General features: G+C 55.8%; 29 protein-coding genes and 1 other RNA gene. 18 read left to right on the top strand and 12 right to left on the bottom strand.

The window, feature by feature from the left end:
• Positions 1–82: 82 nt before the first annotated feature.
• Positions 83–562 carry a hypothetical protein gene (locus tag H7F20_RS11845; protein ID WP_185786391.1) on the top strand — a complete coding sequence of 160 codons (480 nt, stop codon included), beginning with the start codon at positions 83–85 and terminating at the stop codon, positions 560–562.
• A 190-nt stretch (positions 563–752) separates the two neighbouring features.
• On the opposite strand, the gene H7F20_RS11840 is transcribed toward H7F20_RS11845, so the two are convergent.
• Genes H7F20_RS11840 through H7F20_RS11830 form a run of 3 tightly spaced genes read right to left on the bottom strand, consistent with a single transcriptional unit; the run spans position 753 to position 4,039 of the window.
• Positions 753–1,706: a MoxR family ATPase gene (locus tag H7F20_RS11840; protein ID WP_185786390.1), complete on the bottom strand. Its 954-nt coding sequence runs from the start codon at positions 1,704–1,706 to the stop codon at positions 753–755.
• 1 nt (position 1,707) lies between these two features.
• Positions 1,708–3,162, bottom strand: a complete 1,455-nt coding sequence (locus H7F20_RS11835; protein ID WP_185786389.1) for a peptidylprolyl isomerase — start codon at positions 3,160–3,162, stop codon at positions 1,708–1,710.
• The gene (locus H7F20_RS11830; RefSeq protein WP_185786388.1) at positions 3,146–4,039 is read right to left on the bottom strand and encodes a peptidyl-prolyl cis-trans isomerase; all 894 of its coding nucleotides are present in this window, start codon (positions 4,037–4,039) and stop codon (positions 3,146–3,148) included. Before H7F20_RS11830 ends, H7F20_RS11835 begins: the two co-directional genes overlap by 17 nt.
• A gap of 116 nt (positions 4,040–4,155) precedes the next feature.
• Here H7F20_RS11830 and H7F20_RS11825 point away from each other — a divergent pair, with 116 nt between their 5' ends.
• From H7F20_RS11825 to H7F20_RS11815, 3 genes are all read left to right on the top strand, one after another.
• Positions 4,156–4,608: an SRPBCC family protein gene (locus H7F20_RS11825; RefSeq protein ID WP_185786387.1), complete on the top strand. Its 453-nt coding sequence runs from the start codon at positions 4,156–4,158 to the stop codon at positions 4,606–4,608.
• A gap of 61 nt (positions 4,609–4,669) precedes the next feature.
• A complete protein-coding gene (locus H7F20_RS11820; RefSeq protein ID WP_255444073.1) occupies positions 4,670–5,809 on the top strand; it encodes a class A beta-lactamase-related serine hydrolase in 1,140 nt (379 codons plus the stop codon).
• 3 nt (positions 5,810–5,812) lie between these two features.
• A complete protein-coding gene (locus H7F20_RS11815; protein ID WP_185786385.1) occupies positions 5,813–6,328 on the top strand; it encodes an SRPBCC domain-containing protein in 516 nt (171 codons plus the stop codon).
• A gap of 6 nt (positions 6,329–6,334) precedes the next feature.
• Here the strand turns inward: H7F20_RS11815 and rny are convergent, their stop codons facing one another.
• From rny to H7F20_RS11795, 4 genes are all read right to left on the bottom strand, one after another.
• Complete coding sequence (rny, locus tag H7F20_RS11810; RefSeq protein WP_185786384.1) at positions 6,335–7,903, bottom strand: ribonuclease Y; 1,569 nt, start codon at positions 7,901–7,903, stop codon at positions 6,335–6,337.
• 127 nt (positions 7,904–8,030) lie between these two features.
• Positions 8,031–8,137, bottom strand: a non-coding RNA gene (gene ssrS, locus H7F20_RS11805) — 6S RNA.
• Between the two features lie 53 nt (positions 8,138–8,190).
• Positions 8,191–8,487 carry a cell division protein ZapA gene (locus H7F20_RS11800; RefSeq protein WP_185786383.1) on the bottom strand — a complete coding sequence of 99 codons (297 nt, stop codon included), beginning with the start codon at positions 8,485–8,487 and terminating at the stop codon, positions 8,191–8,193.
• Positions 8,488–8,504: 17 nt separating this feature from the next.
• Positions 8,505–8,795: a hypothetical protein gene (locus H7F20_RS11795; protein WP_185786382.1), complete on the bottom strand. Its 291-nt coding sequence runs from the start codon at positions 8,793–8,795 to the stop codon at positions 8,505–8,507.
• A gap of 191 nt (positions 8,796–8,986) precedes the next feature.
• Here H7F20_RS11795 and H7F20_RS11790 point away from each other — a divergent pair, with 191 nt between their 5' ends.
• Complete coding sequence (locus H7F20_RS11790) at positions 8,987–10,675, top strand: M23 family metallopeptidase (RefSeq protein WP_185786381.1); 1,689 nt, start codon at positions 8,987–8,989, stop codon at positions 10,673–10,675.
• Between the two features lie 127 nt (positions 10,676–10,802).
• Positions 10,803–11,441 (top strand): hypothetical protein, encoded by a 639-nt coding sequence (locus tag H7F20_RS11785; RefSeq protein WP_185786380.1) that lies wholly within the window; start codon positions 10,803–10,805, stop codon positions 11,439–11,441.
• Positions 11,442–11,474: 33 nt separating this feature from the next.
• Here H7F20_RS11785 and H7F20_RS11780 read toward each other — a convergent pair whose 3' ends face one another.
• On the bottom strand, positions 11,475–12,626 hold the full coding sequence (locus H7F20_RS11780) for a cysteine desulfurase family protein (RefSeq protein ID WP_185786379.1): 1,152 nt from the start codon (positions 12,624–12,626) through the stop codon (positions 11,475–11,477).
• A 113-nt stretch (positions 12,627–12,739) separates the two neighbouring features.
• On the opposite strand from H7F20_RS11780, the gene H7F20_RS11775 reads away from it, so the two are divergent.
• Positions 12,740–13,246, top strand: a complete 507-nt coding sequence (locus H7F20_RS11775) for a hypothetical protein (protein ID WP_185786378.1) — start codon at positions 12,740–12,742, stop codon at positions 13,244–13,246.
• 22 nt (positions 13,247–13,268) lie between these two features.
• Here the strand turns inward: H7F20_RS11775 and H7F20_RS11770 are convergent, their stop codons facing one another.
• Positions 13,269–13,820, bottom strand: coding sequence for a Smr/MutS family protein (locus H7F20_RS11770; protein ID WP_185786377.1), 552 nt, complete (start codon positions 13,818–13,820; stop codon positions 13,269–13,271).
• Entirely contained in the window at positions 13,804–14,004 is a 201-nt protein-coding gene (locus H7F20_RS11765; protein ID WP_185786376.1) for a hypothetical protein, read from the bottom strand. The genes H7F20_RS11770 and H7F20_RS11765 overlap by 17 nt, the downstream gene beginning before the upstream one ends.
• A gap of 102 nt (positions 14,005–14,106) precedes the next feature.
• Here H7F20_RS11765 and H7F20_RS11760 point away from each other — a divergent pair, with 102 nt between their 5' ends.
• The 4 genes from H7F20_RS11760 (at position 14,107) to H7F20_RS11745 (ending at position 15,440) form a co-directional block, all read left to right on the top strand.
• Positions 14,107–14,358, top strand: a complete 252-nt coding sequence (locus tag H7F20_RS11760) for a DUF2752 domain-containing protein (RefSeq protein ID WP_185786375.1) — start codon at positions 14,107–14,109, stop codon at positions 14,356–14,358.
• Positions 14,359–14,368: 10 nt separating this feature from the next.
• Positions 14,369–14,701: a CCC motif membrane protein gene (locus H7F20_RS11755; protein WP_185786374.1), complete on the top strand. Its 333-nt coding sequence runs from the start codon at positions 14,369–14,371 to the stop codon at positions 14,699–14,701.
• Between the two features lie 63 nt (positions 14,702–14,764).
• A complete protein-coding gene (locus H7F20_RS11750) occupies positions 14,765–15,043 on the top strand; it encodes a CD225/dispanin family protein (RefSeq protein WP_185786373.1) in 279 nt (92 codons plus the stop codon).
• Positions 15,030–15,440, top strand: coding sequence for a DUF2752 domain-containing protein (locus tag H7F20_RS11745; protein ID WP_185786372.1), 411 nt, complete (start codon positions 15,030–15,032; stop codon positions 15,438–15,440). The genes H7F20_RS11750 and H7F20_RS11745 overlap by 14 nt, the downstream gene beginning before the upstream one ends.
• Before the next feature lie 21 nt (positions 15,441–15,461).
• Here H7F20_RS11745 and H7F20_RS11740 read toward each other — a convergent pair whose 3' ends face one another.
• Entirely contained in the window at positions 15,462–17,663 is a 2,202-nt protein-coding gene (locus tag H7F20_RS11740) for a RecQ family ATP-dependent DNA helicase (RefSeq protein ID WP_185786371.1), read from the bottom strand.
• 241 nt (positions 17,664–17,904) lie between these two features.
• Between H7F20_RS11740 and H7F20_RS11735 the strand changes: the two genes are divergently transcribed.
• Genes H7F20_RS11735 through lptB form a run of 4 tightly spaced genes read left to right on the top strand, consistent with a single transcriptional unit; the run spans position 17,905 to position 20,837 of the window.
• Positions 17,905–18,870 (top strand): SIS domain-containing protein, encoded by a 966-nt coding sequence (locus H7F20_RS11735; RefSeq protein ID WP_185786370.1) that lies wholly within the window; start codon positions 17,905–17,907, stop codon positions 18,868–18,870.
• Positions 18,870–19,706, top strand: coding sequence for a twin-arginine translocase subunit TatC (tatC, locus tag H7F20_RS11730; protein WP_185786369.1), 837 nt, complete (start codon positions 18,870–18,872; stop codon positions 19,704–19,706). The genes H7F20_RS11735 and tatC overlap by 1 nt, the downstream gene beginning before the upstream one ends.
• A complete protein-coding gene (locus H7F20_RS11725) occupies positions 19,690–20,037 on the top strand; it encodes a carboxymuconolactone decarboxylase family protein (protein ID WP_185786368.1) in 348 nt (115 codons plus the stop codon). Before tatC ends, H7F20_RS11725 begins: the two co-directional genes overlap by 17 nt.
• Before the next feature lie 59 nt (positions 20,038–20,096).
• Positions 20,097–20,837 (top strand): LPS export ABC transporter ATP-binding protein, encoded by a 741-nt coding sequence (gene lptB / locus H7F20_RS11720; RefSeq protein WP_185786367.1) that lies wholly within the window; start codon positions 20,097–20,099, stop codon positions 20,835–20,837.
• Between the two features lie 2 nt (positions 20,838–20,839).
• On the opposite strand, the gene H7F20_RS11715 is transcribed toward lptB, so the two are convergent.
• A complete protein-coding gene (locus H7F20_RS11715; RefSeq protein ID WP_370588508.1) occupies positions 20,840–21,559 on the bottom strand; it encodes a phosphatidylcholine/phosphatidylserine synthase in 720 nt (239 codons plus the stop codon).
• Between the two features lie 183 nt (positions 21,560–21,742).
• On the opposite strand from H7F20_RS11715, the gene H7F20_RS11710 reads away from it, so the two are divergent.
• The 3 genes from H7F20_RS11710 to H7F20_RS11700 are packed head-to-tail and all read left to right on the top strand — an operon-like array spanning position 21,743 to position 25,316.
• Positions 21,743–22,939 carry a DUF4105 domain-containing protein gene (locus tag H7F20_RS11710; RefSeq protein ID WP_185786365.1) on the top strand — a complete coding sequence of 399 codons (1,197 nt, stop codon included), beginning with the start codon at positions 21,743–21,745 and terminating at the stop codon, positions 22,937–22,939.
• Complete coding sequence (locus H7F20_RS11705; protein WP_185786364.1) at positions 22,936–24,816, top strand: ABC-F family ATP-binding cassette domain-containing protein; 1,881 nt, start codon at positions 22,936–22,938, stop codon at positions 24,814–24,816. The genes H7F20_RS11710 and H7F20_RS11705 overlap by 4 nt, the downstream gene beginning before the upstream one ends.
• Entirely contained in the window at positions 24,813–25,316 is a 504-nt protein-coding gene (locus H7F20_RS11700; RefSeq protein ID WP_185786363.1) for a hypothetical protein, read from the top strand. The genes H7F20_RS11705 and H7F20_RS11700 overlap by 4 nt, the downstream gene beginning before the upstream one ends.
• Positions 25,317–25,320: the final 4 nt, after the last annotated feature.

Here is a 25,320-nt window from a genome sequence, read left to right as displayed (position 1 = left end):
AGGTTGTTTATAGTTTTTATCCCCATTTATACGCCAGTTTTTCAGCATCTGAATATCTTTGGTAAAAACAACGAGATCCCCTATGAAAATTAATTTGCCCCATTACCTTATGATTTGCCTCTTCTGCAGCGTTATGGTCGGATGCAGCAAAGGTGAGGACGCCGACGTAAATAACAGCAACCCCGATCCGGACCCCGACCCGGTTGAAAGTGTGGTGTACGATCTGACCAGCGCCAACGATTCAGGCGTTACCGGCACAGCGACCCTGATCCGGAACAGCAACGGTACCTCCACCATCCTGATTGAACTGGAGAATGCACTGGAGGGCCTCCACCCGGCAGCCGTTCACGAAAACAGTGTTTCTGAAGGCGGCCCCATCGCGATTACGCTAAATGATTGCGAGTGCCAGGTAAGTGAAACCGTGATCACCCAGTTGGACGACGGTACCAGCATCAGCTTTGACGAGCTCATGGTCTTTGATGGCCACCTGCTGATCTACCAGAGCGAACAGAGCATGGACCGGGTAATTGCCCGCGCGAATATCGGCTCCAATGCCTTCTAGATAAACCCGCACAACAAATAAATGAAGAACCCGGCTTTTCAGGCCGGGTTTTTTATTTGGTTCCGTTTGGGGACAGTACAGGTTCGATCATTCTTAAATTTGAATTACATCGTACCGAAAAATCTGCAAGACGGACCGACCGAAAAAAGAAGCATCCTCCCGAACGGGTCACCTGGGGACCATCCCCGGATCAGAGCAATTGCGCAACTATGTCCTCGTCCGAAATTCCTTCTGCCTCGGCCTTGTAGTTCCTCAGGATCCGGTGCCTCAGGATCCCCATGGCAACGGCCTGAACATCGGCGATGTCCGGGGAAAACCGACCATCCACTGCAGCGTGTGCCTTGGCGGCCAGTACCAGGTTCTGGGACGCCCTGGGACCGGCACCCCAATCCAGGTACTGGTTGACCAGTTCGGAGGCCCCCGCCTGCCCGGGGCGGGTTTTATGGACCAGTTCCACCGCGTACCGGATGACGTTGTCCGGTACCGGGATCCGGCGGATCAGGTGCTGTACCTCCAGGATTTCATTGGCCTGGAATAAGGTGCGCACCTCCGTGGTACGGTCGTCCGTAGTGGTCTGCACCACGGTGATTTCTTCCTCCACGCTGGGGTACTTGAGTTCGATCGCGAACATAAAACGGTCGAGTTGCGCCTCGGGCAACGGATAGGTGCCTTCCTGCTCAATGGGGTTCTGCGTGGCAAGCACAAAATAGGGCTGGTCCAGCTTGTACTGCTTACCGGTAATGGTGACAGCCCGTTCCTGCATGGCTTCGAGCAGGGCTGCCTGTGTCTTCGGGGGTGTCCGGTTGATTTCATCCGCCAGGATGATGTTGGCGAACACCGGCCCTTTCACAAACACGAAATTCCGGTTCTGGTCCAGGACTTCACTCCCGAGGATGTCACTGGGCATCAGGTCCGGCGTGAATTGGATGCGCTTGAAATCGAGCCCCAGGGTCCTGGCAATGGTATTGACCATGAGGGTCTTGGCAAGGCCGGGCACTCCGATCAGCAGGGAGTGTCCTCCGGTATAGATGCTCCAGAGAATCTGGTCGATCACCTGGTCCTGGCCCACGATGACGCGGGCGATCTCCTTTTTCAGCTCCCGGTGCTTTTCTACCAGGCGTTCGATTGCGGCTACGTCCGACATGCTACTGCTTTAGCCAGTTATTCGAGAAGTCGCAATCCCGATAGGTTTCATTTACGCTGATGTAGGTATCCTCGATCCGTTCGGCAATCCATTCGGTGATTGCCTTATACTGTTTGTCGCGCAGGGCTAGCTCCTGGATTTTCAGGTAGTCCCTCGCGAAATCCGCCTGGTGTTCATCGTAGCGGTTGGTCACCTGCAAAATCTTGTAGCTGGGTGGCCCACCCCGGGGATCTTCTTCCAGCAGGGGCCTTGAAATTTCATTGTCTTTCAGGTTCCGGACCTGGTTGTAGAGGGCCGGGTCCATCCGCGTCAATTCGAAACGGGTGTCGAAGGTTTCCGGGTTGCGCAGGAGCCCGCCTTCGAACTTGGTCTCCTTTTCGTCCGAAAAATTCCGTGCCGCCTCCGCAAAGGTGTACTTTCCATCCATCACCTGTTTGCGGATGGTATCCAGTTTTTTGCGCGCTTCCTCCATGGCGGCGGAAGGTACTTCCGGCCGCATCAGGATATGGCGCACATCCAGTTCCTGACCGCGTATTTTCTCCACCAGGAGGATGTGGTAGCCAAACTGGGTTTCAAAAGGTTCGGAAATCTCGCCTTCCCTGAGGCTGAAGGCCACATCCTTGAACTCCTTCACAAACTGCGTTTGCCTGGTAAGGCTGTAAAATCCGCCGGTGGTCCGGGAACCCTCATCTTCGGAATGCAGGATCGCCTTGACCCGGAAATTCGCGCCGTTGTCCTCCACATCGGCCTTTATTTTGTTGAGCTCGTCGATGACCTTCTGCTTCTCCGCCTGGGGGATTTCCGGTTTGATGACGATCTGGGCAATTTCCATCTCGGCGCCGAAAACCGGTTTCTCGTCCTCTGGGATCGCCCGGTAGAATTGCCGGACCTCCTCCGGGGTCACCTTGATGTCACCGACCACCTTTTGCTGCATTTTCTGGGAGAGCATCTGCAGTTTATTGATCTGGAAGAGCTCTTCACGGAGGTCCTCCGCCGATTCCTTGTTGTAAAATTCCAGCAGCTTTTCCATGGAACCGAGCCGCTGCTCCAGTTGCTGCAGGTAGCGGTCGCTGGTCGCATAAACCTCTTCGTCCGACACCAGAATACTGTCCTGGACCGCCTGGTGGGCATACAGCCGATCCTCCATCAACTTGCCCAAAAGGCTGCAGAAGGATATTTCATCGTTGGTGGCGCCCTGGTTCTTCAGGTCGATCAACGTCTTTTCCACATCGGAATCCAGGATCACGTAATCCCCGACAACAGCTGAGATCCCATCCAGTTTCCTCCGTTCCCCGGAAGTCGCGGGCGGGTCCAGGGAAGCGATTTCCTGGGGGGCGACCTCCTCCCGGGGCGGCTCGATCTGCGTATCCGGGACCGAATCCCGGACCTGGGCCTGCAGGCCTGAGAGGCCTATGGTGAAACAAATGGCAAGCAAAAATTTATTTGCGGACTTCATATATCTGTAATTCCTTTTGTTGAATGGCTTCATCGATCAGTTCGTTTTCAAGTCGCTGCAGGTACCCCAGTTTCCTGCGGTTCAGCAGCACCTGCCGGATGGTAGGCTCTATATAGGAAAGCGGGGCGATGTCATTGACTTCCATGACATCCCGCACTTCAGCCAAATATACCCCGGCATCATCCTCGAGTTCAAAAAATTGTGATTTTTTTAGGTATTGATCCTGGTTTTCAAAGGTCAGGGGCGGTATTTCCTCGATGACCCGGGATGCAGGAACCCAGATGGAATCGTTGAAATTCAGTTTCCTGAACTGTACCCCCACGGAATCCAGGAACCGCTGATCTGCCGCATCGAATCGCCTGAGGCGTTGGGTTACCTCATCCCGGTTGATGAACTGCCTGGGGAGTTCCAGGAAGCGGAGCTGCACAATTTTCTCCTGAAGGCGGAAATTCTCTTTTTCACTTTCGTAGAATTCACGCAGCTCGGAGGAGCCGATCAGCGTGTCGGCCTCCTGGGCAACCAATGCCTCCTTGTAGGCCCTGGTATAGAGGTCGGCCCGGTAATCGGATACCAGGGATTCAAATTGTTCGATCTGGGCAGGCGGCAGGTTGATGCGGGCCTTTTGGAGGAGGAGCTGCTTGGTGGCCCAGCTGTTGATCAGGTTGTTCACGAACGAGGTGCTGTCCGAAGGGCTCAGGTCGGAATCGACCAGGCCGGTGATATCTTCCCGGTACAGGTACTCCTCACCCACGCGCGCCAGCGGGGTTTTCTCCGTTTCTTTCCTGAACAGGGAGTCGCATCCCGGGAAAAGCGCGAGGAGTGCCATGGACAGGATTAGCATCCGGAAGGTCGGGGTAGCAAATATCTGGGTGCGCATCGGGCAAAAATAAGAATAACAACCGCATGGGCAAACCAGCCCGCTTTGGATTAACAGATTTTTATCAGGCAAGCCTGATCCTAAAATTTTAGTAAATTGGGATTTAAAAATCCATCGTGAAATATACCTGCGAAATTGCCATTGATCTTCCGAGGGACAAGATGGTGGCCCTCCTGGACAATCCGGAAAACATGAAACACTGGCAGCAGGGCCTGAAATCCTACCGGGTCCTTTCCGGGGTGCCGGGGCGGGAAGGGGCCCAGATGGAATTGGAATACCAAATGGGAAAAAGGCACCTGGTCATGGTGGAGACGCTGATCAAGCACAACCCGCCACATGAACTGCACACCACCTATGACACCCGGGGCGTCCACAACATCCAGAAAAACTATTTCGAGGAGGTAGGTGAAAACAGCTCCCGCTGGATTTCGGAGTCGGAATTCCAGTTTTCATCCCTGCCGCTGAAATTGATGGGGTGGTTCATGCCAGGGGCCTTTAAAAAACAATCGATGAAGTACCTCGAAGACTTCAAGCGATTTGCGGAAACCGGCGAATCCGTTTCCGGTTAAAAATTGAAAAGGAATAACGGACCCAGCCAGCAATAGGAATATGATACGCCTTCATACCTGTTTGAAAAAGTTTGCTTCGCTGACCATCCCGGCTGCTTTACTGCTGTGTCTGGGATGTTCTGAAGCGGGTCCCGATGCAGACCCGTTGGAAAAAATCCTGTCCGCCGGGGATCCCGCGATTGTCCGGGTCATGGAGAACCCGGAATTGTACGAGTTGCAGATCCGGTACACCCGAATTTTCCGCGAAGGCGATTCGGTGCGTTTCGAAGTCCATGATTTCCGGGTAGATCCCGGACAATACCACTACCCGGCGAGTACGGTCAAATTTCCCATCGCCGTCCTCGCCCTGGAAAAATTGGGCCGTATCGACAGCATCGACAGGGATACGCGGTATTACGTGGAGGGGGACACTCTGGAGGACTCCTTCGCAGGGGATATCCGTGCAGTTTTTGCCATTAGCGACAACCACGCCAACAACCGGTTATTTGAATTCCTGGGACAGGATGCCATCAACCGGGGACTTGCCTCCCGGAACATTGGCCCGGCACGGATTTCCCACCGGCTGGGGTACCACCGGGACGACACCACGACCCGCCCGCTTGTCCTCTACCGAAACGATTCGGTTACCGCCCAGACGCTGCCAATTGAAAATAATCCCATTCACCGGCTCGAGCTAAACGGCATCCGGAAAGGAACGGGCTATATGTCCGGGGACAGCCTCATCGGGAAGCCCTTCGATTTCAGCCTGAAAAACTACCTGCCCCTCCCGAGCCTGGACGGCATCCTGAAACGGGTAATCTTCCCGGAGGCCTTCCCGGCTGATCAGCGGTTTGACCTGTCCCCGGATCAGCGTACCTTCCTGCTGGAGGCCATGTCCCGGTTACCCCGTGAGGCGGGATACGATCCCGAGCTTTTCCCGGATGGATATTGCAAATTCTTTATGTACGGGGACACGGAAGAGCGGATTCCGGAATCCGTCCGGATCTTCAACAAGGTGGGTTTCGCCTATGGCACCCTCACAGATTGTGCCTACATCACCGACCGCGAAAATGGGGTGGAATTTCTGCTGGCGGCAACCCTCCTGGTCAATGAGAACGGTATTTTCAACGATGACCAGTACGAGTACGACGAGGTTGGCATCCCGTTCCTGGCCGCACTGGGACGCGCCGTCCACCAATATGAAATCCAGGCAAAAAAATAGAGGATGGAAGGCCTTTCGTTTTCGGAATTCACCAAAAAAATCTACATACAGGCACCTGTGGAGGAGATTTACCGGTGCTGGGCCACGGAGGCAGGGCTCTGTGCCTGGTTCCTCAGGGAAGCCGCCTTTCACCATGGGGCCGGTACGCGGCGCGGTAGCCATGATCTGGCCCGGGTCGGCGACCGGTACGCCTGGAAATGGCATAACTCCGACGCGGAGGAAACAGGCACCATCTTCGAGGCAGAGGATGGCCGTAGTTTGGGTTTTGAGTTTGCCGGGGAATGCCGCGTCCGCGTAAGCCTGGAAGCCTCCGGCGGCAGGGCACTTGTCACCCTCAGGCAATACGGCATCCCCACAGACGAGAAAAGCAAGCTGGTCTATCACTACGGCTGCAGTACCGGCTGGACTTTCTGGCTGGCCAACCTGAAGGCCTGGCTGGAACACGGCATCCTGCTGAATGAAAAGGAAACCGACCTGCGGGAGGACCCACTGGCCGGTTTCGAATTCGTAAATATCTGATCGCTGTTATTTTGCCACGTTCACCGATCGGGTCTCCCGGATAACGGTGATCTTGACCTGGCCCGGATAGGTCATATCCGTTTGGATTTTCTGGGAAATTTCAAAGGAAAGCTGGGCAGCCTTTTCATCACTGACCTTCTCGCTCTCCACAATCACCCGCAATTCACGGCCTGCCTGTATCGCGTAGGCTTTCTGTACCCCACTGAACCCAAAGGCAATTTCTTCCAGGTCCTTGAGCCGCTGGATGTATGAATCCAGCACCTGCCGGCGCGCACCCGGCCGGGCACCGCTGATGGCATCGCAAACCTGTACAATCGGTGCAATCAGGGATTTCATCTCCACTTCATCGTGGTGCGCCCCGATGGCATTGCAGACCTCCGGCTTTTCCCCGTACTTTTCCGCCCACTGCATCCCGAGGATGGCGTGGGGGGTTTCCAGTTCGGCTTCCGTATTGGGGACTTTCCCGATATCGTGCAGCAGCCCGGCCCGTTTTGCAAGTTTCGCATTCAACCCAAGCTCGGCGGCCATGACGCCACAAAGTTTCGCAACTTCCCGGGAATGCTGCAGCAGGTTCTGCCCGTAGGAAGAACGGTATTTCATGCGGCCAACGGTACGGATGAGTTCAGGGTGCAAACCGTGGATCCCCAGGTCGATGACCGTGCGTTTCCCCACTTCCACGATTTCCTGCTCGATCTGCTTTTCGGTTTTGTGCACGATCTCCTCGATACGCGCCGGGTGGATACGGCCATCGGTAACCAGTTTGTGAAGGGAAAGCCTGGCGACTTCCCTGCGGACGGAATCAAAACAGGAAAGGATGATGGCTTCCGGGGTATCGTCCACGATGATCTCCACCCCTGTAACGGCTTCCAGGGCGCGGATGTTCCTGCCTTCCCTTCCGATAATGCGGCCTTTCACATCGTCCGATTCCAGGTTGAAGACGGATACGCAGTTTTCAATGGCCTCTTCCGTGCCGATCCGCTGAATGGTATTGACGATGATTTTCTTGGCTTCCTGCTGGGCGGTCATCTTGGTTTCCTCCAGGGTGGTCTGCAGGAAGGCCATGGCATCCGACTTGGCAGTTTCCTTCAGGGATTCCAGCAATTGCCCCTTGGCCTCCTCGGCCGACAGTCCTGAGATCACCTCAAGCTGCTGTACCTGGCTCTTGTGGAGCTTCTCGAGTTCCCCCTGCTTCTTTTCAAAAAATTCCTGCCTGCTCGCTACTTCCCGCAACCGGTTTTCAAGCTCTTCGTTCAACTTTTTGTTTCGGGCCAGCTCGCTGCTCACCTGGGATTCCTTGTCCCGGGTCCGCTTTTCGGCTTCGGTGATTTTCTTGTCTTTGCCAAGGATGACTTTCTCGTGCTCCGCCTTAAGTTCCAGGAACTTTTCCTTGGCCTGGTAGATCTTTTCCTTTTTGATATTCTCCCCTTCGGCCCGGGCATCCTTCAGGATGGCAGCAGATTCCTTTCTGGCGGCTGCAAGGGTTTTGGATGCCTGCCCCTTCTCCAGGAGCTTGGCAATGGCAAAACCGATTCCCAATCCGATGACCAGGGCGATGGCTATCGTTGTAATGTCCATGTTGCTTTTAATTTAGTTTGCGATATCGGCAGTGGCGCTCCCCAATTCAAAAAGAGGGCCTTCGCAACAACCCCCGGACACCAGGCCCGAAGGCAAAAAAAAGCCCACATTGATTGAAGTTTTGTACAAACTCCTATAAACAGGTTTAGGGCTAACAGGCTGCTCAAGGATCCTTTCTGGAAGGCCTGCTTTTACAACCTAAACTCACCCTTTCTAATTAAAGTAATGTTGAGTTTGTCAAAAAAATAATACCAATGTGGGCAGTATCGTTTGATATGTTAAAGAACTTATTGCGAGCTCAGCGTGGAAGCGATCAGGCCGTTGAGCGACCGGAGCCTTTCAACTACCTCCTGGTTGTCTTCCTGCTTCTCAATGCCGCCCTGTTCGATCTTTGAGGCAAATTGCAGGGCACACATAGCGAGTACATCCTGCTTGTCCCGAACGGCGTAATTTTGTTCAAATTTCTTGGCCAGCTGTTCGATGTTCTTTGCCGCCTTACGCAGGCCCTCTTCCTGGGCCGGATCGATGGTGAGCGGGTAAACGCGATCCGCAATGGATAGCTTTATCTTGAGCCTTTCGGTCATAAATCTGAACTAGGTTGCTATTCAGCCAATTGAACGATGCATTGGTCCAATTCCCTGATCAGCGCATTTATTTTGAGCTTGGCTTCTGATTTATTGGTTTCACTGCCCAGCATCGAATTCGCCATTTTAAGGGAGTTGTATTTCTCCTCCCACTTTTCGGCGGCTACCCGGGCGTCCTCGCGCGCCTGTTTCAGCGCTGCGACTTCCTCCTCCAAGTTCCTCCTGCTTTGTTGCAGCAATTCGAGCTTCCGCAACAGCTTGCTGATCTTGTTCTCGAGGGAGTCAACGATTTCGACCAATTCGCTCACCTGGCAGATTTCAATGCATTTACACAAAGTTAACACTCCGGGGGCGACTTCGCAATAGTTTTCGCAACTATTCCGGGTAGACCCCGGGCCGGGCCACTGGTGGTGGGGGTTGACCCGATTTTTACACGAATCGGGGAGGCTGTTGCAATATTGCGGCTCGAATCCGTAATTTCGCAGGGAATTCCTTTGCTATGAATCGTTACTTCCTGACCTTCCTGTTGTTGTCGCAATTGGTTTCCCAGGCGCAGTATGCGCCGGCAGAATCCCAGTTTGATCCGCCCCTGGATATCCCAATCATCCTGGCGGGGACCTTCGGGGAACTCCGGTCCAACCATTTCCATTCCGGTATCGATATCAAGACCCAGCAGCGCGAAGGCCTTCCGGTGTATGCGATTGCCGATGGGACGGTGAGCCGGATCAAGGTAGGGCACTGGGGTTACGGGAAGGCGCTTTACCTGGCCCATCCCAACGGGTATACCTCGGTGTATGCCCACCTCCAGAAATTCGGCCCGGGAATTGAAGAGTACGTTAAGGGGCTGCAATACAAACGCAGGGACTATGAGGTGGAAACCTTCCCCGACTACGGGGAACTGACCGTCAAAAAAGGGGACATAATCGCCTATACGGGGAATACCGGCGGGTCATCCGGCCCGCACCTGCATTTTGAGATCCGGAGCAGTGTGGATGAAAAACCGGCAAATCCCCTCCTTTACGGGATCGAGGTCCGGGATGCCACCAACCCCACACTGGAGGCCGCATTTGCCTACCCCCTGTCCCCGGAGGCCCATGTAAACCGAAGCGCGCAACGGGTGGAATTGTCGTTCCGGCGGCAGGCAGACGGTACCTTCCTGGCAGACACCCTGGTTGCCTCCGGCACCATTGGCCTGGGGGTTCAGACCTTTGACCGGCAGGATATGGCGGCCAACCACAACGGGGTTTTCCGCATCCGCCAACTCGTGGACGGAGAACCCTACACCGACCTGGATTTCGAAAGGTTCTCCTTCGGGGAAACGCGCTATATCAATACACTGATCGACTATCCCTACTACGCGAAATCCAACCGCCGCATCCAGAAATGCTTCCGGGACGCCGGAAACAAACTGAGCCTGTACAACACCCTCAACAAGGATGGGAAAATCTCGGTGGCCCCGGGAAGCCGGCACGAGGTCCGCATTGAAATCCTGGACGTGGCGGGCAATGAAACCGTGCTTCTGATCCCGCTAAAGGGCATGTCTGCCGATATGCAGGCCCCGGATATGCCCCGTACCCCCTATTACATCCGGGCAGAGAAACCGGCAAGCTTTGACCTGGAGGGGGCACAGGTTTTTTTCCCCGCGGGCAGCTTCTACGACAATATGTTCCTGGAATTGGAACGGGTGGGCGATACGGTAAAGCTCCACGACCCTACCGTTCCCATGCACCGGAACTTTACGCTTAGCTTTGATGTTTCGGGTATACCGGAAATGCAACGGAGGCGCATGTTTATCGCCCGCCTGGACGCCCGGGACAACCCGCAGTTCTGCCAAACATACAAACGGGGCAACACCTTCAGCATGCGAAGCCGGGAACTCGGCAGGTTTACCCTGGCATCGGACAGCATCGCACCCACCATCCGGCCCCGGAATTTCAAGCACCGGCAATGGCTCACAAACTACAGGTACCTGAGCCTGACCATTGCCGACGACCTGAGCGGCATAGCCTCCTACAGCGCCACCCTCAACGGCCAGTGGATCCTGATGGAATACGAACCCAAAAACCAGACGATCACCTATAATTTCGACGACCGGATAGGCGATGCGCGGGAGTGCGAACTGGAGGTGGAAGTCACCGACAACGCAGGTAACACCAGCCGGTATTCCGCCACCTTTTTCCGGCGCTGACCCTCCCGTGCCAACCCGCTTAGCTTTTGGGAAATACAGTGGATTTTTCCGTATTTTTGCACTGTGATTCCGCCCAGGCGGAATCGGTATTCGATTGTGAAACTACCCATACCCTAGCATTGTGATTATGAAAGAGATCCTGGCCCTGCTGACACTTGCCCTGTGCGTCACGGGGGTGACTGCCCAAAAAAATATCTTTCAGAGCAACCGGTTTGACCAATTGAGCAGCGACCACCGGGTGCTGGCCATCATCCCGTTTTTCACCCACCTGGACCTGGACCAGGAACTCAGCCGGGGTGAACAGCAGCGACTGGAACAAAAAGAGGGGTATGCCGTTCAGGATGCCCTGGAAACCTACTTTGGCAGGGGGAAAAAGCGGAAAAAATTCAGTGTGGATTTCCAGAACAGCAAGGATACAAACGCCCTGTTGGCCCAGAATAATATATCCTACGACAACATCGACCGGTATACGATCCGGGAACTCGCCCAAATCCTCGGGGTCGACGGGATAATCAGCGGGAACCTGGATGTCAATGTACTGCTCTCGGATGGCGTGCCCTCCGATTTCAGCTTCCTGGACTACATCCTGGGGGACGCGGATTACGGCCGCATCGGCATCAAGATCAGCGATGGGGATACTGGCAAGCTGCTCTGGAAGTACGAACAGGAAATCAGCCGGAAGTCCGGCAAGGACACCGACGACCTGATCGACAAGATGATGAAGAAGGCCGCTCGCAAATTCCCCTATGACAAGGAAGGCAGGTAAGGTACCCGATTTAGTGGTTGCCGGGTATCCCTCCTAACGGGACTGCGCAAATTCCCTGAGTACTTTAACGGTATAATCCAATTCCTCCCTCGTGGTGAAATGGGAAAAAGAGAAGCGAAGGGAAGGCCTGGCCATTTCTTCGGGGCCCAGGATCTCGGCCAGCACATGGGAAACGCCTGAGCTGCCGGACTGGCAGGCACTGCCCCGGGAACAGGCAATTCCCTTGAGGTCCAGGTGAAAGAGCAGCAGTTGCCCCTGTTCTTCGCTGAGGGGCAGGCGTACGTTCACCAGGGTATAGGTACTCTTTTCGGGGTCGGCAGACAGGCCGTTGAAAGCCACCCCCGGTATGGATTCCCGAAGCTTTTCAATAAAATACTGTTTGAGCCCCCGGACGTATTCCTGTTCGGCATCCAGGTTGGCGTAGGCCGCCTCGAAAGCCGCCTCCAGCCCCAGGATATTGTGGTAGGCTTCGGTGCCAGCCCGGTATCCGCGTTCCTGCGAGCCGCCCACGATCAGCGGCCCCAGGCCGGTCTCCTTGCGGATATAGGCAAAGCCGACCCCTTTTGGTCCGTGGAATTTATGGGCCGCAGCCGTGGCAAAATCCACATGTACCGACTGCATGTCCCAGGGGAAATGCCCGATGGATTGTACGGTATCCGAATGGAAAAGGGCCCCGTACCGGATGCAAAGGCCTGAAACGGCCTGCAGGTCGATCAGGTTGCCGATTTCGTTGTTGACGTGCATCAGGGAAACCAGTTTGCGTGAATCGTCTGCCTGAAGCAGTTGTTCCAGGGCGTCCAGTTCCGGGTTTCCAAGTGGGTCCAGGGGGACGAATTCCAGGCGGATCCCGGTCTCGGCCGCCAGGGCTTCGGCCGTGTGCAGGACGGCATGGTGCTCAATCCGTGTGGTGATCAGCGTACGGACGCCCAGATCGCGGACTGCACATCGGAGGATCATATTATCCGCCTCTGTCCCCCCGGAGGTAAAGATGATTTCACCCGGCCTGGCGCCCAGACCCGCTGCGATCGTTTTCCGTGCCTTTTCGATGCCCGTTTTAGCGGTCCGCCCGAAGGAATGCGTCGAGGAAGGGTTTCCGTAGCACCCTGCCAGGGCTTCCTGCATACAGGTAATGACCTCTTGACGGATACAGGTTGTTGCGGCGTTGTCCAGATACACTTTTTCCATGTTGCCCACTGCTGATTTTTAACGGGTCAAAAGTACCCAATTAAGTTAAATCCTCCTAAAATTACCGCCTGCCGCTTGGGATAATCAGGGGCATTTCCGGTATCTTTGGCTTTGTGAAAAAGACACTGTCCATACTTATTGCCGCCGGGATATTGGGTTGTTCCACCGGGGATTTGGAAATTGAGACGATCGATTTCGATGAGGCGAATGTGCAGTTCTGCGGTACCCTGACCACAGAAACAGAGCTGTTTTTCAAGCTGAACGATTCCGAGGCACTCATCCTGCAACTCGAATCCGGCCTGCTGGCAAATACCGATTCCGGGGGGGAGATTGAGTCCCTGATCCCCGGTGACTCCCAGCTGACCTACCGCGTTTTCGACGGGGATGTCAGCAGCTCCTATTTTTGCGGGGAAATCCCCCCGGCGACCCCGATCGTCATCGATGAAATCGAGGCAGAGGCGGGCAGCGTCCTGATCACCACCCTCCGGGATGCTTCGGACACCACCCGATACGAACACGAAATCCGGCTGGCGGGCATCAGCTTCGTGAATTCCAGGGGCGAACGCCTGACCAACCTCAGCGTGGACGATTTCGGTACACTTACCACCACGTCCAATTAAAACGAACCCATTCCAAACGATACTATAAAAAGGCCTCCTGGGGGATGTAAACCTCGGTTGCGCCCAACCCGTAGGTCCGGTAATCGGCTTCCCGTATCTTCAGGTGGTCGTAACGGCGGAACAGGGTATGCAGTTCGGCCTTGAGCACCCCTTCCCCCACCCCGTGGATAAAGACGATTTTCTGGATGCGCTTGCGGAGAGCAAATTCCAGCTGGCGCCTGGCCGTTTCCAACTGCAGGTCGAGGATTTCGTAAGTGTCCAGTTGTTTCGGGGCGGGATGCAGTTTTTCGATATGCAGGTCTACCTCCAGGGCAGGCCCGAACCGCGCTTTCTTGCCCTTGCGGCGGGTCGGGCCGGGCTTCGGGTCGGATTCCCCGGAAGACCGGGAAGCCTCAGGGGGTACCGGGAAAACGGTTCCCCCCGGGATGCGGACCAGGGATCCAGGGGAGGCGTCCATCTCAAACCCGTCGGTGGTGCGGACACGGATTCTGCCCCCGATCACGGCCTGGACCACGCCTTCCAGGTCTTCATCCACCCATTGCACCCGGTCCCCCGGTTTAAGATCCCCCTCCATGGTCCTTGGTATTTCGGGGGTCTTTTTCGTCGGGAACGCCCCGGCTGAGGCCGTAAAGCCCAAAGAGCAAAAAGGCAAATCCGATGGCCAGACCCACCTCCTGTCCCAACCAGTAAGGGCCTGCAAACAGGCAGATGGCACCGGCAGCAGCCGCTGCCAAATAAATGGGGGCTTTTATTTTCATTGCCCAAAAATAATAGTAATTTACCGATCGGGAATCCCGGGAATGGCCTTTTTCCATATGACACCATCTGCTATTTTTTCGGAAGCCGATATGCTGCCCTGCATGAGCAAACAACTGCTGGGCATTTCCTGTCCCGGCTGCGGGTTGCAGCGGGCCGTTGCCCTGCTGCTGAAGGGGGAACTCGTCAATTCTTTCATGATGTACCCCGCCCTGCTGCCCATGATGGCCCTTTTCGGTTTTATCCTGGCAGACCGCTGGATGCGGATCCCGAACGGTACGCGGATCATCAGCCTCCTGGCAGGCCTGACGGCTGCAGCCATTCTCATCAATTTTTTCGTTAAACTCACCCTGTAAACCACCAACCATGGAACAAAAGAAATTGCCGAATGTAACCCTCGCCATTGTCCTTTCGATTCTCGGCTACCTCTGCTGCTGTATCTGGGGGCTCCCCTCGGTTATTTTTGGCGTGATTGCCTACCTGCTGTTGCGGTCCGATTATAAAAAGTACGAGGAAAACCCCGAGGTTTACATCAATTACAACCAGTGGAAGACTGCCCGTATCCTGGCAATCATTGCCATTGTGGTGGGCGTACTGTATTTCGGATTTATCCTGTTCCGCGTCCAACAGATGGGTGGCTGGGATGCCATGATGGAACAATCCCGTGAAATGATGGAACAATGGGGTATCGAAGAATAACCCGAGGGAGCCATCCGCCTTCCGGATATTTTTGCAATTAAACCAATGACCTAACAGACCGATATGGAAAATCAACCTCCGAAACCGAACAACTACCTGGTACTGGCCATCATTTGCACAGTGTGCTGTTGCCTGCCGGCAGGCATCGTCAGTATTGTCTATGCAGCCCGCGTGAACGAGACCTATGCCCGGGGCGAATACACCCTTGCCGAGCAATATTCCAGCAGCGCACGGACCTGGGGAATTGTCGGTCTGGTCATCGGCGGGATTGGTGTGATCATCTACCTTGCCCTGTTTGGTTTTGGCATTTTTGCCGGAATCATGGAGAATGCGCGCTACTGATCTGAAAATACCGTGGTACGGCTATGCCGGTATGGCCGGCCTGCTGGTCCTGGTATTGCTGTATTACGGGATTAACCCGGAACGCGGCGGCTTCCCGGCCTGTCCCTTCCATGAACTAACCGGATTTTTCTGCACGGGTTGCGGAAGCCAGCGGGCCCTGCACGACCTGTTGCACCTGGATGTGGCCGGTGCCCTGGGCCACAACCTGCTATTCCCGCCCGTAGTGGTTTTACTGGCCTGGCATGTGGTATCCCGGATGGCAGCCCGGTCGGGCCGTCGGGCCTGGAAAAGCCCCCTGGACTATTCCCGGGCTCCGTTGCTGGTACTCGGTATCGTCCTCGTTTTTACCCTTCTCCGGAACCTCCCCTGGGAACCCTTCCGGTTACTGGCACCCTGATAAATAGAAAAGTGAAGGCAATCAGTTGGCTACCTCGCTCATGAATTTGAGGCGGTAAAGCCGGAGTTCCTCGTCTTCGTATTCCCCCTCGAACTCTTTCAGCGCTTCTTCGATATCATCCGATTCCGCCTCGAGGAAGTAGTCATGGATCTCCTCCTGCTGGTCTTCATCCAGGATATCGTCGATGTAATACCCCAGGTCCAGGCGGGTGCCGCTGAAGACGATCTGCTCCATTTCCCGAACGAGTTCGGGCAGTTCCAGGCCCTTGGCCGCCGCTATATCGTCCAGGGGCAGTTTCCGGTCGACATTCTGGATGATGTACAGCTTGAGGCCGGAGTTGGCCCCTGTGCTTTTTACGACCAGGTCCTCCGGCCGGGTGATATCGTGCTCTTCGACATAGTCGGAGATGAGCTTCATAAAGGGTTTGCCGTATTTCCTGGCCTTGCCTTCGCCCACCCCGTGCACATTCACCAGTTCGTCGTGGGAAACGGGATATTTGAGGGCCATGTCCTCCAGGGAGGGGTCCTGGAAGATCACAAACGGGGGCACGCCGAGTTTGGCGGCCTCCTTCCGCCTGAGGTCCCGCAGCAGCTTCAGCAGCGTATCGTCCCCGGCCCCGGAGCGCGGGCGTACAGTCCCCCCCGAAGGGCTTTCCGGTGCCTCACTGTAGCGGTGGTCGCGGGTCATCATAAAAGAAGTTGGGTTCCGGAGGAATTTTTCCCCCTCCTTCGTTACGTGCAGGATGCCGTACTGTTCGATTTCCTTCCTGAGCAGGCCCGCCACGAGCATCTGGCGGATCAGGGCCATCCAGTGGTGCTTGTCGCGGTCTGCCCCGGAGCCAAAAACATCTTTCCCCTGGGTCTTGTGGGAGGCGATCAGCGCATTGGATGACCCCGTCAGCGTTTTGACGATCTCCTTGGATTTGAACTTTTCCTTGGTCTCCTTCACGGCCCGGATGACCTTGACCACATCGTCCCGGGCTTCCGTCTTCTCTTTGGGGTTCCGCACGTTGTCGTCCATATCGGCTCCCTCCCCGTTGACTTCGTCGAATTCCTCCCCGAAGTAATGCAGGATGAATTTCCGGCGGGAGATAGACGTCTCCGCATAGGCGACGATCTCCTGCAACAAGGCATTGCCGATCTCCTGTTCGGCCACCGGCTTGCCGGCCATGAACTTCTCGAGCTTTTCCACATCCTTGTAGCTGTAGAAGGCCAGGCAATGGCCTTCGCCCCCGTCCCGGCCTGCCCGGCCGGTCTCCTGGTAGTAACTCTCGATGCTTTTCGGGATGTCGTGGTGGATGACATAGCGCACGTCGGGTTTGTCGATCCCCATGCCAAAGGCAATGGTGGCCACCACCACGTCCACCTCCTCCATCAGGAACATGTCCTGGTACCTGGAGCGGGTTTTGGCATCAAAACCGGCGTGGTAGGGTACGGCACTGACCCCGTTGACCTGCAGGACCTGTGCGAGTTCCTCCACCCGTTTCCGGCTGAGGCAGTAAATGATACCGGATTTCCCGGCGTTTTTTTTGACAAAACGGATGATATCCGCATCCACGTTCTTGGTTTTTGGCTGCACCTCGTAATAGAGGTTCGGCCGGTTGAACGATGCCTTGAACACCCTGGCTTCGGGGATTCCAAGGTTTTTAAGGATGTCCTCCTGTACTTTCGGGGTTGCCGTTGCCGTCAGCGCAATGATCGGGATATCCTTTCCGAGCCGGTCGATGATGGAGCGCAGGTTACGGTATTCCGGCCGGAAGTCGTGGCCCCATTCGGAGATGCAGTGGGCTTCGTCGATCGCGACAAAGGACAGGGTTATCCCCTGCAGGAAATCCACATATTCCTCCTTGGTCAGGGATTCGGGGGCTACGTAAAGCAGTTTGGTGACGCCGGAGGTGATGTCCTCCTTCACTGTTTTGATCTCGCCCTTGGTCAGGGAGGAATTCAGTACATGTGCCACCCCGTCATTGTCGGAGACGCCGCGGATGGCATCCACCTGGTTTTTCATCAGCGCAATCAGGGGCGAAACCACAATGGCAGTGCCTGCCCCGATAAGCGCCGGCAACTGGTAGCAGAGTGACTTGCCGCCGCCGGTGGGCATGATTACAAACGTGTCATTGCCCTGGACCACATTTTCAATCACGTCCTCCTGCAAGCCCTTAAACTGGGAGAATCCAAAATATTTCTTCAGGGAAGCCTTCAGATCAGTCTCATTCAAAATCATGCCTCATGGTATTTCTGCAAACATCATAGCCCCGGTGTCCGGGTACGCTTCAATCGTCAAATAAAACATGCTGGTAATAGCAATTCATGTGCCGGATGTGAAATGCGGGGGAATTAGAAATGTTTCTGACTAAGTTTGTGTAATTTTGTTTTCTTAAATATAGCACAATCTTTTAGAAACAATCCCAATTTTATGCACATTTTAAGGATTGTGAAAGGCTATTGTTAATTTATGCAAAACGTTGAAGGACAGTAAGGCTATACTCGAAATAGCACGCCAAACAATCGCCATGGAAGGCGATGCCATCCACCACCTTGCCAGCCTGCTCACGGAGGATTTCTCCCGGGCGGTTTCCTGCATCCTGGAAGCCGAGGGTCGCGTGGTGATCACCGGCATCGGCAAAAGTGCCATCATCGCCTCCAAAATTGTGGCCACCCTAAATTCGACGGGCACCCCGGCCATTTATATGCACGCTGCAGACGCCATCCACGGGGACCTGGGGACCATCCAGAAAAACGACGTGGTGATCTGTATTTCAAAAAGCGGCAATACGCCGGAGATCAAATTGCTGGTCCCCCTGATCAAGCAGGGAGGGAACCCGTTGATCGGGATGACCGGGAACCCGGATTCCTTCCTGGGCCGCCGTGCCGATTTCCTGCTGAACACCTTCGTTGAAAAAGAGGCCTGCCCGAATAACCTTGCCCCTACCACCAGCACAACTGCCCAGCTTGTGATGGGCGATGCCCTGGCCATCTGCCTGCTCGAACTCCGGGGCTTCAGCAGCCGGGACTTTGCCCGGTACCATCCCGGGGGGACCCTCGGCAAGAGACTCTACCTGCGCGTAGGTGACATCGTCGCCCAGAACCAGGTCCCGAGGGTTTCGGAAGAGACGCCTTTGAAGGATGCCATCGTTGAGATCTCGGAAAAAATGCTCGGGGTTACCGCGGTGATGGACGGGGAACGGATCGCAGGGATCATCACGGATGGGGATTTGCGCCGGATGCTGAACAAATACGATAATATCGGCGAACTCAGGGCCCGGGATATCATGAGCACGGGGCCCAAAACGATCGACTCGGACGTCCTGGCCGTCAAGGCGCTCCGGATGATGGAAGAAAATGACATTTCACAGTTACTGGCCACACAGGACGGCAGGTATGTCGGGGTCGTACATATTCACAACTTAATCAAGGAGGGAATACTCTGATGGCAAAAACTCGCAAGGACCCGAATGAAATGTCTTTCCTGGATCATCTGGAAGAGCTGCGCTGGCACCTGATCCGATCTACCCTGGCCATCGTGGTGCTGGGAGTGGTCGCCTTCCTGATGAAGGACTTTATTTTCGACACCGTCATCTTCGGCCCGAAGAAAATGACCTTCCCCACCTACCGCCTGTTCTGCAATATCGCCACGCGGATGGGGCTGGAATCGGCTTTTTGCGCGGATTCCCTGCCGTTCACCATTCAGAACCGGACCATGGCCGGGCAGTTTTCCGCCCATATCTGGACTTCTATCTGGGCCGGGTTTATCGTAGGATTCCCGTATGTCCTCTACGAATTGTGGCGGTTCATCAGCCCGGGGCTCTATGAAAAGGAACGCAGGCACTCCCGGGGCTTCATCCTGGTGGCGTCCGCCCTGTTCTTTATGGGCGTGCTGTTCGGTTACTATGTGGTGGCCCCTCTGTCCATCAACTTTCTGGGTACCTACCAGGTGAGCAAGGAGGTACTGAACGAAATCGACATCAGTTCCTTTATTTCCACCGTCCGGGCTGCCGTCATTGCCTGCGGCCTGATGTTCGAGTTGCCAATAATCATCTATTTCCTGACCCGTGTGGGCCTGGTGACTCCGGAAGTCCTCCGGAAATACCGGAAAATCGCCCTGGTGATCGTACTGATCGTCTCTGCGGTGATTACCCCCCCGGACGTGGCCAGCCAGATCATCGTTGCTGTACCGGTGCTGGTGCTCTACCAAATCAGTATTTACATCTCCTCTGTCGTGCTGAAACGACAGGCTAAAGCCGAAAAGGATGCCAGATCAAGTTGATGAATTCAACGCCTACCGCGAACGGATGAACGAGAAGTTGCTCGAAAGCAACAGCCGCCTGATCAAGCGGATGTTCAACCTGGATACCAATGCCTATGCCCCCGGCGCCCTGGACGTGAAAACCAAGGAGCTGCTTGGTCTGGTGGCATCCACCGTCCTGAGGTGTGACGACTGCGTGCGCTACCACCTGCAAACCCTTTACAAACACGGGGCTACCCAACAGGAGGTGATGGAGACCCTGGGGATTGCTACCCTGGTGGGCGGCACCATTACCATCCCCCACCTGAGGCGGGCAGTCGAATTCTGGGAAACCCTGGAAAACAAGGGTTAAAAAAATCCGAAAATGGTTCCGACCGCACCTTAAAAGCAGTAAGTTTGGCACATCCGCCCATGAAACTAAGAGCCGAAGACATCATGAAATCCTACCGGGGCCGCAAGGTGGTCAAGGGGATTTCCCTGGAAGTGAACCAGGGGGAGATCGTCGGGCTCCTCGGGCCGAACGGCGCGGGTAAAACCACTTCTTTCTACATGATTGTCGGCCTGATCAAACCCAACGGGGGCCGTATCTACCTGGACCAGACCGAAATCACGAAATTCCCGATGTACAAGCGTGCGCAGTACGGCATCGGCTACCTGGCCCAGGAGGCTTCGGTATTCCGGAAACTCAGCGTGGAAAAGAACATCCTCAGCGTCCTGCAGCTCACCTCCTTAAGCAAAAAGGAACAGCACATGCGGATGGAAAGCCTGCTGGAGGAATTCGGCATCGGCCATATCCGGAAAAACCGGGGCGACCTGCTTTCCGGGGGGGAGCGCCGGCGGACGGAAATCGCCCGGGCTCTGGCCACCGACCCCAAATTCATCCTGCTGGATGAACCCTTTGCCGGGGTGGACCCCGTGGCCGTGGAGGATATCCAGCGGATCGTCGCCCAACTGAAAAACCGGAACATCGGCATCCTGATCACCGACCACAATGTGCAGGAGACCCTGGCCATCACAGAGCGGTCCTACCTCATGTTCGAAGGGGGCATCCTCAAGTCGGGCATCCCCGAAGACCTGGCGGCCGATGAAATGGTCCGCAAAGTCTACCTGGGGCAGAATTTCGAACTTCGCAAGAAAAAACTGCTATTCTGAGGTTATTCCGGCCTGACAAACAGGGAAAACAACACGTACATCAGGATAATCAGCGGCACGGCGAGGAACTGCAGGGTCAGCAGGGCCACCCCGGCCAGGATCAGGAAGATATATTTGTACCCGTTCTCCCGGAAGCTCCAGTTGTCGAATTTCAGCGCAAATAGGCGGATCGGGGCATTCAGCAGGTAGACGGAAAGAAGCGTCAGCCCGGAGAGGAACCAGGGGTTGAGGATAATGGCATTGGTCGTTTCACTCCCATTGTACAGCAGGATGAGCGGCAGGGACAGGATGAGCAGTGCATTGGCGGGCGTAGGCAGCCCCTTGAAGCTGCTCACCTGGTTTTCATCGATGTTGAACCGCGCCAGGCGCCATGCGGATGAGAGCGTGATGGCCAGGCCTGCAAACGGCAGCCAGGCATGGGGCCAGTCGCCGAACGACAGGGCCTCTGCAAAAAAACTGCTGCTGCTCCATCCCCCGCTCAGGGACATGCCCAGTAACTGGCACATAACCAGTCCGGGTACCAGGCCGCTGGTCACCAGGTCGGCCAGGGAATCGAGCTGTATCCCCAGGTCGGACTGAACGCCGAGTTTCCGGGCTACCAGGCCGTCCAGGAAATCACAGATAACCCCCATCAGAAAAAAGGCTGCTGCCCATTCCAGGCGGTCCAGGACCGCAAAAACGACAGCGACCGACCCGAATAGCAGGTTCAGTAGGGTAATCATATTGGGAAGGTTTCTCATAGTGGTGGTCCATTACCCGGCATCCGTACCAACCGGTTCCGTAAAATTAGTCAATTCCCGAAAATATCACGGTTGCGATGGGTTCCGATGCAGCGGCTGCATTGCAAGTTGCGGAAATATATTGGATATTTGTCCGGATCCTGACACACCACAGGCACCCGGCAAATGAATCATCTCCGCCTCTTTATACTCACCCTTTGCCTGCTGGGCCTGACTGTGGCCCCGGCGCAGGTGGAACCACTTGGCCCCAACGCCCAGATCAGCGTGATTACCTGCGGGCCCGGCACAGACCTGTATGCCCAGTTCGGGCACAGCGCGTTCAGGGTTCGGGACCCGGACAGTGGCATTGATTGGGTTTACAACTACGGCACCTTTGATTTTGACACCCCCAACTTTTACATGAAGTTTGCCCGGGGCAAACTGCAATACGCCCTTAGCCGGTCCACCTTTGCCGCCTTCCTTTACACCTACCAGTTGGAAAGTCGATGGGTACGGGAGCAACTTCTGGGCCTGGACCCGGGACAGCGGATGGCCCTTTTCCGGTTTTTGGAAGAAAACAACCGGCCGGAAAACCGGTATTACCAGTACGATTTCCTCTACGAGAACTGCGCTACAAAAATCCCGGAAGTACTCACGGATGTCCTGGGAACGAACCTGGTCCTGGACCCGGGTTTCGCCTCGGGCGGTGAGAGTTTCCGGGACCTTATCCAGCAAAACCTGCAGTCCAATACCTGGTCGAGCCTGGGTATTGACCTGGCACTCGGGGCAGTGGTGGACCGGGTTGCGGAACCCTATGAATACCGGTTCCTGCCCGAAAACGTACGCCTGCTGATCCAAAATACGACCCTGGATGGCCAACCGCTGAGTCCGCGGGAGCGGGTCATCCTGGACCTGCCCAACCCGAAGTACGAACTGTATTTGACGGCCACCCCCCTGTTCTGGTGCCTCCTTTTGCTGGTCTTTACCGCCACCATCAGCTGGATTGATTACCGCAACGGTTCGCGCAGCCGCCTGCTGGATTTTCTGCTTTTCCTGCTCACCGGCCTGGCCGGGCTCCTGATCGGCTTTCTCTGGTTCTTTACGGACCATACCTCCACCGTCTGGAACTTCAACATTCTCTGGGCTTTCCCGGTGAATATCGCCCTGGCTTTCGTCCTGCTGAAAGACCAGAGGCCGGACCCCCGACTCCAGGGGTACCTGATCGGCCTTCTGGCCCTTATCGGGTGTTGCCTGCTCCTGTGGGCCACGGGGTTGCAGGAATTCCACCCTATAGTGTCCGTCATCTGGGCCGCCCTGGCCCTGAGGTACCTGTTGCTGCTCCAACAGTTGCGCAGGGCCAAACCGCTAAAACGCCCCCAATGAATTTGCTCAGCGCCGAAAATCTCTCCAAATCCTATGGGGAGCGTACCCTTTTTTCCGGCCTTACGTTCGGGATCAACCAGGGGCAGAAAGTTGCGCTGATTGCGCGTAACGGCACCGGCAAGACCACCCTGCTGGATATCCTCGCAGGGGAGGATACGGCCGATTCCGGGCAGGTGACCTACCGGAAAGGCCTCAGGCGGGCCTACCTGCAACAGCATCCAAAGCTCAATCCGGAACTGACGGTTGCCCAGACGCTGTATGCCTCCGGGAACGAAACTGTACGGATCGTGGCGCAATACGAGGAGGCCCTTGCCTCCCCGGAGGACACCAGGGGCTACCAGCGGGCCTTCGAAGCCATGGAACGCGCCAACGCCTGGGACCTGGAAACCCGGTTTTCCCAGATTCTCTCCCGCCTGCAGCTCCACGACCAGAAAAAACGGGTGGGGGACCTCTCGGGGGGCCAGCGCAGGCGGCTGGCCCTCGCGCATGCGCTGATCGAGGAGCCCGAACTGCTGATCCTCGACGAGCCCACCAACCACCTGGACCTGGACATGATCGAATGGCTGGAAATGTACTTCAGCAACCGGCCCATAAGCCTGCTCATGGTTACCCACGACCGCTACTTCCTGGACCGGGTCTGTACGGATATCCTGGAACTGGAAGGGGGGAACCTGTATCACTATCCCGGGAATTACCAGGATTACCTGGCCGAAAAAGAGACGCGGGAGCAGGTTTCCGAGACCACCGCCAGGAAAACGCATTCCCTTTACAAACGGGAACTGGAGTGGATGCGGCGGCAGCCAAAAGCCCGTACCACCAAATCCAAATCGCGCATAGAGGATTTTGAGTCCCTGAAAAAAGAGGCACTCGGAAAGCGCAGGGACCGGGAGATGGAACTGGAAATCAACATGGAGCGCCTGGGCACCAAAGTGGTGGAGCTTCACAATGTTTCGAAATCCTATGGGGGTCGCTGCCTTTTCAGTGGGTTCGATTACCACTTCAAAAGGGGCGAACGCATCGGGCTGATCGGCCCCAACGGCAGCGGCAAGACCACCTTCCTGAACCTGGTCACCGGGAATGAACCCACGGATACCGGCAAGGTGGTCCACGGGGAAACCCTGCAATTCGGATATTATACCCAGCAGGGTTTGCAGGCGGATCCCGGCATGAAGGTGATCGATGCGGTGCGGGAGTTCGGGGATTACATCCCCTTAAAGAAAGGACGGCAACTCAGTGCCCAGCAACTCCTCGAACGCTTCCTCTTTGACCGGAAAGCCCAGTACGACTTTATCGAGAAACTGAGCGGTGGAGAACGCAAGCGGCTCTTCCTCTGTACGGTCCTTATCCAAAACCCGAATTTCCTGATACTGGACGAACCCACGAACGACCTGGACATCGTTACCCTGAACGTCCTGGAAGATTTCCTGCTGGATTTTCCCGGGACTTTGCTGATCGTCTCCCACGACCGCTATTTCATGGACAAGATCACGGACCACCTGTTTGTTTTTGACGGCCAGGGCGGTATACGGGATTTTCCGGGGAATTACTCGGATTATCGCCTGCAGGCGGATGTCCCTGCGGCCGATGGGAAAGCCAATGCCCAGGATCCTGCGGAAAGCGGGGACGAACCAAACGGTTCGGGGGCCCGGAAAGGCAAGCGGAATTACCGGGAGGAGCGGGAATTCCGGCAACTCGAAAAGGAGATCGGGGAACTGGAAGCCCGCAAAAAGGAAATCGAGAAAGGATTTGCGGATCCTTCCCTCCCCGGGGAAGCCATGGACCAGCTGTCCCGGGAACTCTCCGGGCTGCTGGCTGCCCTGGAAAACAAAACGGAACGCTGGTTCGAGCTGGCAGCCATTGAAGACCAGGCCCCATGATAGGCCGGTTCCTTTACTGGTGGCGTGCCAACAACCGGCACGGGACGCACTCACCCTTTATCTATGCCTTCCTGGACCAATCCTATTACGCCGGCGACCGCAAGGGCCTTGACCCGGCCCAATGGTTACTCCAGGCCGCCGTCCTCCACTTCAGGCCTTCCCGTGCAGGCGCCGAAGCCACCACCGGACCTGCTTCCCGAAGCACAGACAGCCTGCTCCGGCTGTTGCCCCCGGGATTGCTGCGGCAGGCAGCCCCTCCCTACGACCTGTACATCTTCGGCTCCCCGGGCCAGGCCCTGAACGAATGGCTGCAGGAACCGTCCAATTACCACAACGATACGGTGGTGTATGTCGGGGGGCTCAGGAACCCCGGGGGGCAACCCGAATGGCAACGGGCAAGGGAGCTGCCAGAAGTCCGGGTAAGCCTGGAAAACTATTACGCTGGCCTGCTCTTTTTCCGCCGGGAACAAACGCCTGAGCATTTTAGAATCCGGAATTAAACCA

The organism is Robiginitalea sp. SC105 (assembly GCF_014243345.1).
Lineage (GTDB): Bacteria > Bacteroidota > Bacteroidia > Flavobacteriales > Flavobacteriaceae > Robiginitalea.
The sequence above is the reverse complement of the archived record's forward strand: the minus strand, read 5'-3'. Positions and strand labels throughout refer to the sequence as shown.

What these genes read in the sequence shown, in the direction of transcription:
- H7F20_RS11845 (WP_185786391.1), top strand. Translation starts at nt 83, where the DNA reads ATGAAAATTAATTTGCCCCATTACCTTATGATTTGCCTCTTCTGCAGC.
- H7F20_RS11840 (WP_185786390.1), bottom strand. Translation starts at nt 1,706, where the DNA reads ATGTCGGACGTAGCCGCAATCGAACGCCTGGTAGAAAAGCACCGGGAG.
- H7F20_RS11835 (WP_185786389.1), bottom strand. Translation starts at nt 3,162, where the DNA reads ATGAAGTCCGCAAATAAATTTTTGCTTGCCATTTGTTTCACCATAGGC.
- H7F20_RS11830 (WP_185786388.1), bottom strand. Translation starts at nt 4,039, where the DNA reads ATGCGCACCCAGATATTTGCTACCCCGACCTTCCGGATGCTAATCCTG.
- H7F20_RS11815 (WP_185786385.1), top strand. Translation starts at nt 5,813, where the DNA reads ATGGAAGGCCTTTCGTTTTCGGAATTCACCAAAAAAATCTACATACAG.
- rny (WP_185786384.1), bottom strand. Translation starts at nt 7,903, where the DNA reads ATGGACATTACAACGATAGCCATCGCCCTGGTCATCGGATTGGGAATC.
- H7F20_RS11800 (WP_185786383.1), bottom strand. Translation starts at nt 8,487, where the DNA reads ATGACCGAAAGGCTCAAGATAAAGCTATCCATTGCGGATCGCGTTTAC.
- H7F20_RS11790 (WP_185786381.1), top strand. Translation starts at nt 8,987, where the DNA reads ATGAATCGTTACTTCCTGACCTTCCTGTTGTTGTCGCAATTGGTTTCC.
- H7F20_RS11785 (WP_185786380.1), top strand. Translation starts at nt 10,803, where the DNA reads ATGAAAGAGATCCTGGCCCTGCTGACACTTGCCCTGTGCGTCACGGGG.
- H7F20_RS11780 (WP_185786379.1), bottom strand. Translation starts at nt 12,626, where the DNA reads ATGGAAAAAGTGTATCTGGACAACGCCGCAACAACCTGTATCCGTCAA.
- H7F20_RS11770 (WP_185786377.1), bottom strand. Translation starts at nt 13,820, where the DNA reads ATGGAGGGGGATCTTAAACCGGGGGACCGGGTGCAATGGGTGGATGAA.
- H7F20_RS11765 (WP_185786376.1), bottom strand. Translation starts at nt 14,004, where the DNA reads ATGAAAATAAAAGCCCCCATTTATTTGGCAGCGGCTGCTGCCGGTGCC.
- H7F20_RS11760 (WP_185786375.1), top strand. Translation starts at nt 14,107, where the DNA reads ATGAGCAAACAACTGCTGGGCATTTCCTGTCCCGGCTGCGGGTTGCAG.
- H7F20_RS11755 (WP_185786374.1), top strand. Translation starts at nt 14,369, where the DNA reads ATGGAACAAAAGAAATTGCCGAATGTAACCCTCGCCATTGTCCTTTCG.
- H7F20_RS11750 (WP_185786373.1), top strand. Translation starts at nt 14,765, where the DNA reads ATGGAAAATCAACCTCCGAAACCGAACAACTACCTGGTACTGGCCATC.
- H7F20_RS11745 (WP_185786372.1), top strand. Translation starts at nt 15,030, where the DNA reads ATGCGCGCTACTGATCTGAAAATACCGTGGTACGGCTATGCCGGTATG.
- H7F20_RS11740 (WP_185786371.1), bottom strand. Translation starts at nt 17,663, where the DNA reads ATGATTTTGAATGAGACTGATCTGAAGGCTTCCCTGAAGAAATATTTT.
- tatC (WP_185786369.1), top strand. Translation starts at nt 18,870, where the DNA reads ATGGCAAAAACTCGCAAGGACCCGAATGAAATGTCTTTCCTGGATCAT.
- H7F20_RS11725 (WP_185786368.1), top strand. Translation starts at nt 19,690, where the DNA reads ATGCCAGATCAAGTTGATGAATTCAACGCCTACCGCGAACGGATGAAC.
- lptB (WP_185786367.1), top strand. Translation starts at nt 20,097, where the DNA reads ATGAAACTAAGAGCCGAAGACATCATGAAATCCTACCGGGGCCGCAAG.
- H7F20_RS11715 (WP_370588508.1), bottom strand. Translation starts at nt 21,559, where the DNA reads ATGATTACCCTACTGAACCTGCTATTCGGGTCGGTCGCTGTCGTTTTT.
- H7F20_RS11710 (WP_185786365.1), top strand. Translation starts at nt 21,743, where the DNA reads ATGAATCATCTCCGCCTCTTTATACTCACCCTTTGCCTGCTGGGCCTG.
- H7F20_RS11705 (WP_185786364.1), top strand. Translation starts at nt 22,936, where the DNA reads ATGAATTTGCTCAGCGCCGAAAATCTCTCCAAATCCTATGGGGAGCGT.
- H7F20_RS11700 (WP_185786363.1), top strand. Translation starts at nt 24,813, where the DNA reads ATGATAGGCCGGTTCCTTTACTGGTGGCGTGCCAACAACCGGCACGGG.